10 protein-coding genes and 1 pseudogene are annotated in these 12,744 nt (G+C 62.0%); 9 read left to right on the forward strand and 2 right to left on the reverse strand.

Going from position 1 to position 12,744, the window contains the following annotated elements:
- The first annotated feature begins 139 nt into the window (after window positions 1-139).
- The 3 genes from ACQVLG_RS00055 to ACQVLG_RS00065 all read left to right on the forward strand — a co-directional run bounded on the left by ACQVLG_RS00055 (window position 140) and on the right by ACQVLG_RS00065 (window position 2,770).
- Window positions 140-424 (forward strand): hypothetical protein, encoded by a 285-nt coding sequence (locus ACQVLG_RS00055; RefSeq protein WP_474292306.1) that lies wholly within the window; start codon window positions 140-142, stop codon window positions 422-424.
- Between the two features lie 377 nt (window positions 425-801).
- Complete coding sequence (locus ACQVLG_RS00060) at window positions 802-1,365, forward strand: MurR/RpiR family transcriptional regulator (RefSeq protein WP_474292318.1); 564 nt, start codon at window positions 802-804, stop codon at window positions 1,363-1,365.
- A gap of 82 nt (window positions 1,366-1,447) precedes the next feature.
- Entirely contained in the window at window positions 1,448-2,770 is a 1,323-nt protein-coding gene (locus ACQVLG_RS00065; protein WP_474292308.1) for an aspartate aminotransferase family protein, read from the forward strand.
- Here the strand turns inward: ACQVLG_RS00065 and ACQVLG_RS00070 are convergent.
- Window positions 2,767-3,030 carry a PAAR domain-containing protein gene (locus ACQVLG_RS00070; RefSeq protein ID WP_230541153.1) on the reverse strand — a complete coding sequence of 88 codons (264 nt, stop codon included), beginning with the start codon at window positions 3,028-3,030 and terminating at the stop codon, window positions 2,767-2,769. The genes ACQVLG_RS00065 and ACQVLG_RS00070 overlap by 4 nt on opposite strands.
- A 310-nt stretch (window positions 3,031-3,340) precedes the next feature.
- Between ACQVLG_RS00070 and ACQVLG_RS00075 the strand changes: the two genes are divergently transcribed.
- The 4 genes and pseudogenes from ACQVLG_RS00075 (at window position 3,341) to ACQVLG_RS00090 (ending at window position 10,179) form a co-directional block, all read left to right on the forward strand.
- Window positions 3,341-5,572 carry a protein kinase domain-containing protein gene (locus ACQVLG_RS00075; protein WP_474292310.1) on the forward strand — a complete coding sequence of 744 codons (2,232 nt, stop codon included), beginning with the start codon at window positions 3,341-3,343 and terminating at the stop codon, window positions 5,570-5,572.
- 29 nt (window positions 5,573-5,601) lie between these two features.
- Window positions 5,602-6,129, forward strand: coding sequence for a hypothetical protein (locus ACQVLG_RS00080; protein ID WP_474292311.1), 528 nt, complete (start codon window positions 5,602-5,604; stop codon window positions 6,127-6,129).
- Between the two features lie 316 nt (window positions 6,130-6,445).
- Window positions 6,446-9,143, forward strand: a pseudogene (mutS, locus tag ACQVLG_RS00085) (DNA mismatch repair protein MutS).
- Window positions 9,144-9,201: 58 nt separating this feature from the next.
- Window positions 9,202-10,179 (forward strand): hypothetical protein, encoded by a 978-nt coding sequence (locus tag ACQVLG_RS00090; RefSeq protein ID WP_474292319.1) that lies wholly within the window; start codon window positions 9,202-9,204, stop codon window positions 10,177-10,179.
- Window positions 10,180-10,356: 177 nt separating this feature from the next.
- Here the strand turns inward: ACQVLG_RS00090 and ACQVLG_RS00095 are convergent, their stop codons facing one another.
- A complete protein-coding gene (locus ACQVLG_RS00095) occupies window positions 10,357-10,902 on the reverse strand; it encodes an FKBP-type peptidyl-prolyl cis-trans isomerase (RefSeq protein ID WP_092606541.1) in 546 nt (181 codons plus the stop codon).
- 93 nt (window positions 10,903-10,995) lie between these two features.
- On the opposite strand from ACQVLG_RS00095, the gene ACQVLG_RS00100 reads away from it, so the two are divergent.
- The gene (locus ACQVLG_RS00100) at window positions 10,996-12,117 is read left to right on the forward strand and encodes a JmjC domain-containing protein (protein ID WP_474292321.1); all 1,122 of its coding nucleotides are present in this window, start codon (window positions 10,996-10,998) and stop codon (window positions 12,115-12,117) included.
- Between the two features lie 353 nt (window positions 12,118-12,470).
- A complete protein-coding gene (locus ACQVLG_RS00105) occupies window positions 12,471-12,725 on the forward strand; it encodes a flagellar basal body L-ring protein FlgH (protein WP_131687525.1) in 255 nt (84 codons plus the stop codon).
- The last annotated feature ends 19 nt before the right edge of the window (window positions 12,726-12,744 follow it).

The raw sequence follows: 12,744 nt of genomic DNA on the forward strand, positions 1-12,744 counted from the left end.
GCCAGCCGGCAACGGTTGGCGTTTTTTTTTTTTTTGCTCTATGGAATCTATCCGACAGTGGAATTGATCTGGCGCAAAGTGGTGGCGCCGCAGCGCTTTTATTCTGATAGCTTGACTAGCGAACCCGGCGGGGGACAGCATGCGCAATGCACGGCCCATCGATACACAGTTATTTCAACCCGACATCCCCGTGCGGCTCGACATGCGCACGGCGGCGCTGGTCGAACATGCGCTGGCCTTGCAGGAGATGGCCGGCACGGGCGCCGCCGCCCTGTTTTTGCACTGCCACGACGTGCCGCTACCCACCGCATTGCGCGTACTGACGACGGGACCGCGCCGCAAACCGGCCGGGCCGCACCTGTTTGCCCGCCTGCGTCCGCGCACGACCGCCCGGGCGCAAGGCACGCCGCTACCGGCGCGCTGACGAATCCTGTACCATCGCCGCAAGCTATTCATTTAAGGCAAGGCGATGCAGGCAGCGACACCCCCCGATAACTATGCGGCACTGATGGACCTGATCAAGGCGCGCCATGCGGAACTGAGCCCGCAATTCCTGGCCGGCGCCCGCTACCTGGCCGACCATCCGGATGAGGTGGCAGTGTCCTCGATGCGCAGCATCGCCACGCGCGCGCAAGTGCAATCGGCTGCCCTGGTGCGCCTGGCGCAGCAACTGGGCTTTGCCGGCTGGCCGGAACTGAAAGCCATTTTCGTGGAACGTCTGCGCGCGGCCCAGCCGGCTACGCGGCAAAGGCGGGCGCTCTGGCCAGCAAGGAGGGGAGAGAGCGCGACCTGGTCACCGAAGTGTTCGCGGTGCAGCAGCGCAACCTGGCCGCCACGGAAAGCGCCAACCACGCGGCCCTGGACGCGGCCGCCAGCCTGCTGCAGGCGGCGCCCCGCGTGCACGTGGCGGGCTTTCGCGCCGCCCACCCGATCGCCTACACCCTGCACTACCTGTACCGGCTGCTGCGCCCCAGCGTGCAGCTGCTGAGCGGCCAGGGTGGCACCCTGGAAATGGACTTGCGCGCCCTGCAGGCCGGGGAGGCCGTCGTCGTCGTCAGTTTCGCCCCGTATTCGAGCGAAGCGCTGCTGGTGGCGCAAACGGCGCGCCAGGCCGGCTGCCAGGTGGTCGCCATCAGCGACAGCGCCATCTCGCCGCTGGCCCTGCAAGCGGAGGCCAGCATCGTCATCGCCGTCGACAGCCCCTCGTTCTTCCCGTCCATCGTGGCCGGCATCGCGGCCGTAGAAAGCCTGGTGGAACTGCTGGTGGCGCGCGCGGGACACGATGCCGTACACGCCATCGGCGCGGCGGAAAACCAGCTGCGGGCGCTGGGCGCCTATGCAAAAACATCAAATGATGTAAATTAAAAACAAATACATCAAACGTTGCAATGCGGCGCAGCGCATCCTATAATCGGCCATTCCCCCTTGCCGATAAGAAAGCGATGCCATGAGCCATGTCTTCCACCGTAGCCTGACCGCCAACTATCCTGTCGCGATGGGCGGCGACGGCCCTTACCTGATCGATGCGAACGGCAAGCGCTACCTGGATGCCTGCGGCGGCGCCGCCGTCTCTTGCCTCGGCCATTCGGATACGGCCGTGATTTCCGCCGTGCAGCGGCAGATTGCCACGATGGCATACGCGCACAGTTCGTTTTTCACCAGCGAGCCGATGGAGCAGTTAGCCGATTTCCTCGTCGCCCGCGCGCCAGCCGGCATCGACAGCGTGTATTTCGTCTCGGGCGGCTCGGAAGCGGTGGAAAGCGCGCTCAAGCTGGCGCGCCAGTATTTCGTCGAGCGGGGCCAGCCGCAGCGCCGCCACGTCATCGCGCGCCGCCAGAGCTATCACGGCAACACCCTGGGCGCGCTGGCCACGGGCGGCAACGCCTGGCGCCGCCAGCAGTTCGAGCCGCTGCTCATTGGCGTGACCCACGTGTCGCCCTGCTACGCGTGGCGCGAGCAGCAGGCGCATGAAACGGATGCCGACTACGTGGCGCGCCTGGGACAGGAACTGGAAGACCATATCGCCGAGCTGGGCGCGGAGAACGTCATGGCCTTCATCGCCGAACCCGTCGTCGGCGCCACGGCCGGCGCCCTGCCCGCCGTCGCCGGCTATTTTGCGCGCATGCGCGCCATCTGCCAGCGCCACGGCATCCTGCTGATACTCGACGAAGTCATGTGCGGCATGGGGCGCACAGGCAGCCTGTTCGCCTGCGAGCAGGAAGGCGTCACGGCCGACCTGATCTGCATCGCCAAGGGCCTGGGCGCCGGCTACCAGCCCATCGGCGCCGTGATGGTATCCCAGGATATCCGCGAAACCATCCGCGCTGGCACGGGCTTCTTCCAGCACGGCCACACATATATCGGCCATGCCACGGCCTGCGCCGCCGCCCTGGCCGTGCAGCAGCAGATCGAGGAGCGCGATTTACTGGCCAACGTGCGCGCCATGGGCCGCTTGCTGCAGGAGCGGCTGCGCCAGCGCTTCGGCGAGCACCCGCACGTGGGCGACATCCGCGGCCGCGGCCTGTTCCTGGGCCTGGAACTGGTGCAGGACCGCGCCAGCAAGCAGCCGTTCGACCCGGCCCGCCGCCTGCACGCGCGCATCAAGGCGCAAGCCATGCAAAATGGGCTGATGTGCTACCCCATGGGCGGCACTATCGACGGCCTGCACGGCGACCACATCCTGCTGGCGCCGGCCTACATCATCGACGCCAGCCACGTCGATGAGATCGTCGACAAGCTGGGCGCGGCCATCGACGCTTGCATCGGCTAAGGCCGCCCGCTGCTGCCCACGGTGGACATCAGGCTGGCGCCGCAGCTGGTCTTGTGCCCATCAAACGCCACGGGCACGCCATCGATCAGCACCTGCGGATCGCCCTCGGCGATCACGCAGCGCACGTGGCCCTTGACCGGACACACGCAAGGGTCGCCCTTGCGCGCGACGGCCACGCCCAGCACCGTACTGTCCGGCGCCGCCCCCACCACCTTGCCGCCGTGGCTGGTGGGGTCGTTCAAGCGGATCACGCCGCGCATAATGACTCCTATCCTTGTCCGGCACACAACGCGGCACCGGTCCATGCGGTGCCTCTCCCGTTGGCATTATCGGGTGCTACGAAACATTCGTCATTGCGTTCGCGCACATGGCCGGCATGCCGGGTGCAAAAATAGCAATCGCCATCCGGCAGCAACTTTTGTTCACTCCTTGTCAATATTAATTGACTTATTCTAAACAATCGTTTTAAATCAGGATGTTACTCAAAATCAATCATCTTGGGCATTCAAACATCGCATTGACCCTCTCGATGCTTGACGTCCACGCTGATGCACTCTGAAGCCAAGGTATATGGAACTGCTCGACTCCCTGCGTCAGACCCCGCCGCAAGACGACACGATCAGCGGGCACTACGAAGTGCGCCGCTTGCTGGGCGAAGGCGGTTTCGGCCATGTATTCGAAGCGTGGGATGCCAAGCTGTGCCGCAGCGTGGCGCTGAAGCGGCTAAAACCGCAAGCCGACGTGCTGCATCCGGAAAAACTCATCAATGAAGCGCGCCTGGCCGCCTCGCTCAAGCATGCGGCCTTCGTGCGCATCTTTGCCATCGAGGGCCAGGGCACGAGCCAGTCCATCGTCATGGAACTGGTCGAAGGCCAGACCCTGGGGCAATTCATGCACGGCGGCAAGGCTGACTTGCAGGCCGCGCTCGACATCGCCTACCAGATCGCCGACGCCATGGACGAGGCGCACGCCATGGACCTCGTGCACGGCGACCTGAAACCGTCGAACCTGATGCTGGAGGCGGATGGCAAGGTGCGCATCCTCGACTTCGGCCTGGCGCGCCACATTGACCCGCAAGCGACGCAAACGACTACCCTGTGCGACTTGCAGGGCACCATCGCCTACATGGCGCCCGAGCGCCTGATGGGCCGTCTGCCCGACACGCGCGGCGACGTCTACGCGCTGGGCGCCATGCTGTACGAAATGCTGGCCGGCCAGCGCCACTTCGCCCACCTGAACGGCCTGGCCCTGGCCGCCGCCCACATGCAGGCGACGGAGCCGTGGCCCGACCTGCCGGATACGGTGCCGCCCGCCATCAACGCCCTCGTGCGCGCGATGACGGCGCACGACCCGGCCGAACGGCCACGCACCATGCGCGATGTGCGCGAGGCGATAGGTGGGCAGCGCACGCTAGCGGCGCCGGCACTGGCCGCCGACACCGCGCCCACCAAGCACGCCAAACCCGCCAGGCCGCCGGCTTCGATTGCGATCCGCCTGCAGGTGCCCGTCAAGCGCGCCATGCTGGCGGCTGGCACCGTGCTCGTGCTGGGTCTGGGAGCCTGGCAAGGGCCACAACTATGGACTGCGTTGAGCGGGCAATACGGAACAAAGCCTTATTCCGAAATGGCGTCTATGAAAGCCGGCATGGACGCCCTGCGTGTGTTTGACCTCGATACCAGCCAGGCACAGGCAATCGAGCATTTCATGACCGTACTACAGCATAATCCAGGCAATGCCGCCGCCGCCGCTGGCCTGTCACTGGCAGCCAGCTTCCGCTACACCGGAAATGGGCGCGATGACACCTGGCTACAAAGAGCCGAGGTCAACGCAAAACAGGCATTGGCAGCGGACAGTCAGCTTGCTCTTGCCCATGTTGCGCAGGCATGGGTACTTGAACTCCAAGGCAAGTACGACGAGGCGCTGCGTGAAGAAAACGCCGCATTGAACCTGGAACCGAACAATCTGTTTGGTTTGTATGGCAAGGCACGCTTATACCTGACCATTCAGAAATTTGATCGAGCAGACGCCATACTAAAGCAAGCGATCGCCGCTTATCCAAATGAGCGCATGTTTAATATGTTGCTGGGCGTGATGTATTACAGGAAGGGGGACTATGCGGCTGCCGAGCAGACATTTCGCAAATCCATACGCATGGCCCCACAATCGCCCAATGGTTATGCCCATCTTAACGCGACTTTGCTGCGCCAGAATCGCGAAGACGAGGCACTTGCGGTTCTCCAGCAAGGTTTGCTCATACGTCCGCACTGGGAGCTATACACTAATTTGGGAACATCCCTGTTTGCCAAGGGCGACTATCTGGGTGCCGTGCAGGCATTTGAAAGTGCCGTTTCCGAGAAAAAAGGCAGTCCTGGCACCTATTTGCTTTGGGCCAATCTTGCCGATGCCCAGCGCTGGGTGCCAGCATTAGCGCAAGCATCGAAACAGTCGTATCTACGCGCTATCGCCCTGTTACAGCCCATGCTTGTGCGCATGCCCGACAATATCACCTGGACTTCACGCATGGCCCTGTACCAAGCCTACGCAGGTGAAAGAGATGCAGCCCTGAAAAACGTGCAACACGCACTCCGCTTAGCGCCACAGATTGCCGACGTACAGTTTCGCGCCGCTCTGACACATGAACTGCTTGACAAGCGAAGCGAGGCATTGGCTGCGCTACTGCAAGCTAGCAAGCTTGGCTACCCTCTCAATCTGATCGAATCAGCACCCGATCTGTTGAACCTGCGGCGAGATGCTCGCTACCAACAATTTCTCATCAACCTGGAAAGAGACAGTAAAAAATGACGCCTGTAAGCCCTTGGATGAAGTTATCCGTGCATTTTGATGCAGACCAGATCACCAACCAGCTCGACTACAGCTTCACCTCCTGCGACGGCACGGCCGATCCCCGCCATGGCCCCTACATGGGTGGCGTGCACTTCCAGAAAGGCCAGCATGTCTATCTCGACGTTACTTGCTGCGGCTCCAAGGACAGCGGCTTCACATCGTTCCAGATCATCGATTGCTGCATCGTCACCGTGCCGCAACTGACTCAGATCGGCCCGAAAGTACCCACCATTTATTCACCGCCATCGCCATTCCTTCAGTCGGTAGGCGCCACCTACCATTTCCCTCTGGACTTCGAGATCCAGCAACTGTTGGGTGAACCAGAGGATAAGCCCCTGCACCGCATCCGCCAGGAATGGAAACACAACTTGGACGTTGGCTATGCCGCCGGCCGCTGGGAATTGTCATTCGTCATCACGGTACGTATCATGCGCGGTGAAGACGTCCAACCAGAATTGCGCGTATTTTCCTTTGACCCGGAAAGCTCTGTAGGTGGCGACGGAATATTACAATAAATATTCCAGGACTTTGCCATTCAATAGGGCATATTTAGGACTAGAGTGGAACCAAGGTCAATTCTAGCCAGTCAGACACGATCTATGACTTCATTCTCTCCCCGCTGAGCAAACCATCATCCCCAAAGCCACGCTACCTCCACCGGCGCGGCTTTTTCACATCCGCACGCAATACGCCGCCCCGCCCGCCGAAAGCGGTAAAATGACGGCCTTGAACCCAAGCTCCGCCCCCTGGCGCGGCCTGGCACGCACACAGCACCACCCACAGCCCGGCAGGCATGCGTTTTCCTGCCGCCGGACCAACGACAAAGAACACATGACCACCGTCCCAAAAGAAATCAACGCCGCCGCGGCAAAGAAGAATTCCGCTGAAAAGCTCACGCCCATGATGCAACAATATCTGGGCATCAAGGAAAACCATCCGACGATGCTGGTCTTCTATCGCATGGGCGATTTCTACGAGCTGTTTTTCGAGGATGCGGAAAAAGCCTCGCGCCTGCTGGGCATTACCCTGACGGCGCGCGGCGTGGCCAGCGGCAACCCGATCAAGATGTGCGGCGTGCCGTTTCATTCGCTCGACGGCTATCTGGCCAAGCTGGTCAAGCTGGGCGAGTCGGTGGCCATCTGCGAGCAGATCGGCGACCCTGCCACCAGCAAGGGGCCGGTCGAGCGCAAGGTCATGCGCGTGGTCACGCCCGGCACCCTGACGGATGCGGACTTGCTGCCAGAAAAGGCCGAGCGGCCGCTGCTGGCCATGTGCAGCATCACGCAACGCAAGACGGTCACGACGGGCCTGGCCTGGCTGTCGCTGGCCAGCGGCGCCTTGAAACTGATGGAGTTTTCCGGCGACAGCAGCACCGTGGCGGCGCGCCTGCAGCAGGAACTGGAACGCATCGTGCCGGCGGAAATTCTCAGCGGCGACAACGGCAACCTGTTCGACGACTACGCGGGCACGCACATCAACCGCGTGCCGGACTGGCATTTCGACGTGGTCGGCGGCCACAAGGCCTTGCTCGACCAACTGGGCGTGGCGACCTTGACGGGCTTTGGCGCCGATGGCCTCGGCGCCGCGTTCGGCGCGGCCGGCGCCCTGCTGCGCTATGCGCAATCGACGCAGGGACGCGGCTTGCAGCACGTGCGCTCCTTGACGACGGAAACGGAAAGCGAATTCATCGGCCTGGACGCGGCCACGCGCCGCAACCTGGAGTTGACGGAAACCATCCGCGGCCAGGAATCGCCGACATTATTTTCCCTGCTGGATCATTGCCGCACGGCCATGGGTTCGCGTATGCTGCGCCACTGGCTGCACCATGCGCGGCGCGACCAGAACGTGGCGCGCGCGCGCCATGAAGCCATCGCCGCGCTGGCGCAAAGCGAAGCGGCCGGTCCGCTCGCCGCCACCCTGGCGCAAGTGCCCGATATCGAACGCATCACCACGCGCATCGCCCTGCTGTCGGCGCGTCCGCGCGACCTGGCCGCCTTGCGCGACGGTTTATTACAACTGCCGGCCCTGCGCGGCGACGTGGTCCGTTGTTATGGCCCTGGCCAGGGTGGCGAAACGGGCTTGCTGGCCGCCATCCACGCAGCCCTGGCCACGCCGACGGCCTGCCTGCCTGGACTTGCTGGTGCGCGCCGTGGCGCAGGAACCGGCCGCCATGGTGCGCGACGGCGGCGTGTTTGCCACCGGCTTCGACGCCGAACTCGATGAATTGCGCGCGCTGTCGGAAAACGCGGGCCAGTTCCTGCTCGACCTGGAAACGCGCGAACGGGCACGCACGGGCATCGCCAACCTGCGCGTCGAATACAACAAGGTGCACGGCTTCTATATTGAAGTCACGCACGGCCAGACGGACAAGGTGCCGGACGACTACCGCCGCCGCCAGACCCTGAAGAACGCCGAGCGCTACATCACGCCCGAACTGAAAGTGTTCGAAGACAAGGCCCTGTCGGCGCAAGACAAGGCCCTCGTGCGCGAAAAACTGCTGTACGACCTGCTGCTGGCCGAGCTGGCGCCGCACATCGGCACCTTGCAGACGATCTCGCAAGGCCTGGCCCAGCTCGACACCCTGAATGCGCTGACAGAACACGCGCAGCAGCACAACTGGGCCGCGCCGCAACTGGTCGACGAGCCGTGCATCAACATCGTCGAAGGCCGCCACCCCGTGGTGGAAAAGCAGATCGAGCGCTTCATCGCCAACGATTGCCGCCTCGTCAACGAACGCCGGCTGCTGCTGATTACCGGTCCGAACATGGGCGGTAAATCGACGTTCATGCGCCAGGTGGCATTGATCACCCTGCTGGCCTACGTGGGCAGCTACGTGCCGGCCGCTTCCGCCACCATCGGTCCCATCGACCGCATCTTCACGCGCATCGGCGCCACCGACGACCTCGCGGGCGGACGCTCGACCTTCATGGTCGAAATGACGGAATCGGCCGCCATCCTGAATGGCGCCACCGAGCACTCGCTGGTGCTCATGGATGAAGTAGGCCGCGGCACCTCGACCTTCGACGGCCTGGCCCTGGCGTGGGCCATCGCGCGCCATCTGATCGACACCAGCCGTAGTTTCACCCTGTTTGCCACGCACTACTTTGAGCTGACGCAATTGCCGGACAGTCATCCGAGCGCCGCCAACGTGCATTTGTCCGCCGTCGAACACAAGGACAGCATCGTCTTCCTGCACGCCGTGCAAGCCGGTCCCGCCTCGCAAAGCTACGGCTTGCAGGTGGCGCAGCTGGCCGGCGTGCCGCAACCCGTGATCAAGGCCGCGCGCAAGCACCTGGCGCGCCTGGAAGCGCAGGCGCTCGACGCCACGCCGCAGCGCGACCTGTTCGCCGCCCCGGCCGCCGATCCGTATGCGCAAGAGGAAGAAGAGGCAGCGGCGGCGCCGCTGGCCGCGCTCAATGAAGCGCCGCAAGCCTTGCTCGACGCCATCGCCGACCTCGATCCCGATGCGCTCACGCCGCGCGATGCGCTGGAGCAGCTGTATCAGTTGAAACGGCTGGCCGCCGCATGACGCTCCGGCGCGGCACGATACGCCTGCTGGCCGCCGGCTTGCTGGCTGCCAGCCTGCCATGGCAAGCGGCGCTGGCCGCCCCCCGGGCGACCAGGCCGGCTTCGAGTTTGCCGTGCTGGGCCATTCCTTCAACGCGGGGCCCGACGATGGCCCCCTGAAAAAAGCCATCGCGGAAACGAGCGCCTTCAATGCCTCTTTCGTCGTGGCCACGGGCATCAAGGCGGCCAGCGAATCGTGCAGCGACAAGCTGTACAGCCAGCGCAAGGATGTGCTCGACGCCAGCGGGCCGCCGCTGATCGTCTCGCTGTCGGCCAGCGACTGGGCCAACTGCCGCAATTCGCGCGGCCGCATCAATGCCATCGAACGCCTGAACCGCCTGCGCGACGTGTATTTCGCCGACGACCAGAGCCTGGGCCAGCGCAAGCTGACCCTGTCGCGGCTGTCATCGACGGCGAAGTTCCGCAGCTACGCAGAAAATGCCCACTGGGAATACGGCGGCGTGCTGTTTGCCACCGTCAACCTGCCCGCAAATAACAACCATTTCCTGCCGGAAGCGGGACGCAACAGCGAGTTCGAAGACCGCCTGGTGGCCAACCGTTCCTGGCTGCAGCGATTGTTCGCCATGGCGCAGCGCAAGAAACTCGACGGCATCGTGCTGTTTTCCGACGGCGACGTGGGTGCGCTGGACGAAGACGACAATTCGCTGCTGCCCAGCTTCAGCTCGAAGCAGGATGGCTTTGCGGGCCCGCGCAAGCAGATCCGCACGCTGGCGAAGAAGTTCAGCGGCAAGGTGTTATTGGTCGATACGCAGCGCGATGGCGCCGCGGATGGCAAGGAGGGAAAAAGTAAAAAGGCCGCAGCCAGGGCAGGCGGGCCGAAAATCAGCTGGAAAGGCAACCTGGGCCACGTCAGCATCGACAACGACTGGTCCGCCATCGCCGTACGGCCCGGCAAAACGCCATTCTTTGAGGTGCGTCAACGTGCCACGCGGCCATCGGCGCAAGCGCGGGCCAAGGCGTCGACTGTGCGCCGATAAAAAATAAGGCCGACGAAGTCGGCCTTTATTCATTCAATCCACCAGCGTCACGACGCCTGACAAAACCGTCGCGAGCAGCTGCGCGGCGCGGCCGAGAAGCGCAACCGTACTAGAGTACGGTGAGCATCGCCGGCCGCGCCCCGCTGCGCGCAGTAGGTTTGGTCAGGCGTCTCCAGATTAATGAATCGGATGCGTGCGGAAGTGATCGCCTTCGTCACCTTCATCTTCATCATCGCCATGGTCATGGCCGTGTGCGCCATGCACGTGGCCATGGGCGATTTCTTCGTCGGTGGCTGCGCGCACGTCAGCGACGGTCAGCGAGAAGCGCAGCGCGATGCCGGCCAGTGGATGGTTGCCGTCCAGCACGACCTTGTCGTCGGCGATATCGGTGACCGTGAAGATCATCGCTTCTTCGTCCGGCGAATCGCTTTCCGGCATGCCTTCGAACTGCATGCCCACTTCCAGCGGCTCAGGCAGGCGATTGCGCGGCTCGACCTTGACCAGGGCTGGATCGTATTCACCGAAAGCATCATCCGGTTCGATCTGGATCGTGTTGGAATAGCCAACTTCCTTGCCGTCGAGCTCTTCTTCGATCTTCGGCAGGGTGTTTTCATAATCACCGTGCAGGTAGACCATCGGCTGACGGCCGTCTTCGATCAGATTGTCTTGCGCGTCTGACAGTTTGTAGTTGACAGTCACGACCGTATTTTTGGCAATCTTCATTATGCTTCCTTTCATTGTATAAGCTGGCAAATTATACCTTCACGCCGCCAACGGCAGGCGCATTCCTGCATTTCCGGTTGTTATAATGGGCGCATGAAAAAATTAACTCTCCTCGGCGATATTACGCCGGCGCAATTCCTGCGCGACTATTGGCATAAAAAACCCTTGTTGATCCGTCAAGCCGTGCCTGGCTTCAAGGCGCTGTTCGACTTCAAGGCCCTGGCCGAGCTGGCCACCCTCGACCACGTCGAATCGCGCCTGGTCAGCCATGCGGATGGCCACTGGAACATGCAGCAAGGCCCTTTGACCAGCCTGCCTTCGCTGAAACAGAAGGAATGGACCCTGCTGGTGCAGGGCGCCAACCTGCACAGCGCCAAGGCCGACGCCCTGCTGCGCCAGTTCCGCTTCCTGCCGGACGCGCGCCTGGACGACCTGATGGTCAGCTTCGCCACCGATGGCGGCGGCGTGGGCCCGCATTTCGATTCCTACGACGTGTTCCTGCTGCAAGGCCAGGGCAAGCGCCACTGGCGCATCGGCGCGCAGAAGGACCTGAGCCTGATCGACGGCTTGCCGCTGAAAATCCTCAGCAACTTCACGCCTGACGAAGAATTCACCCTGGAGCCGGGCGACATGCTGTACCTGCCGCCCCACTACGCGCACGACGGCGTGGCCATCGGCGACTGCCAGACGTATTCGATCGGTTTCCGCTCGCCCACGTTCCAGGAACTGGGCGAAGCCTTCCTGCAATTCATGGCCGACTCGATCGACTTGCCGGGCATTTACAGCGATCCGGACTTGAAAGCCTCGGGCAAGCCGGCGGAAATCCCCCGCGACATGCTCAGCACCATCACGGAAGAAATGAACAAGGTGCGCTTCACGGAAGAAGACGTGACCATTTTCCTGGGCGAACACCTGTCGGAACCGAAGCACAACGTGTTTTTCACGCCGCTGTCCAAGCCGCTGACGGTGGGCCGCTTCGCTGACGCCGCACAGAAGAAGGGTGTCGTGTTGTCGCGCAAGACCCTGATGCTGTATCGTGGCAAGAATGTCTTCATTAATGGCGAATCGTTTGCCATAGGCAAGGCCGATAAAACGGCACTGGAAACCCTGGCCAACGAACGTGCCCTCGATGGCGCGGCCGTGGCGCAAGCTTCCGATGATGTGATGGATGCCTTATATACCTGGTATCAGGATGGCTGGATCGAACTGGCTTGAATGAGGGTGTCGTAGCAAAGTGGTATTACAGTAGGTAAAATAGCAGCATCTGCGCCAGCGCAATGAAACATATTATTTTTATATCGTTTTGTCGCGCTTTCGCAAATCGCTTACACTTGCTTGCAATTTGCTTCAGCAAATATTGCGATATCACAAAATAGTTGCGAATTTGCCTCTTGCTCCTATTGCGACGCACCAAAAATCGCTATAATATTCGGTTAGGAAGTTTCCGTTGTCTGGCAGGCACCACCTGGTACGAAAAGCCTTCGAAGACGACCTAACGAGCGATAATTACCGGTAATTATTCATCGCAACAATATTGATTTATTTTTTGAAATAATTAAGGAAAACAAATGAAAAAATCCCTGCTGATCGCCTCCCTGATGGTTGTTGCTCTGGCTGCTTGCAGCAAAAAAGAAGAAGCTCCTGCACCAGCACCAGTAGTAGAAACCCCAGCACCAGCACCAGTAGTTGAAGCTGCTCCAGCTGCTGCTGCTGACGCTGCTGCTTCGGCCGCTACCGACGCTGCTGCTGCTGCAACCGCTGCCGCTTCGGCCGCTACCGACGCTGCTTCGGCTGCTTCGGCTGCTGCATCGGCTGCTAAGTAATTTAGCACCCGCAGGAAAG

The organism is Janthinobacterium sp. TPC_1 (genome assembly GCF_056037845.1).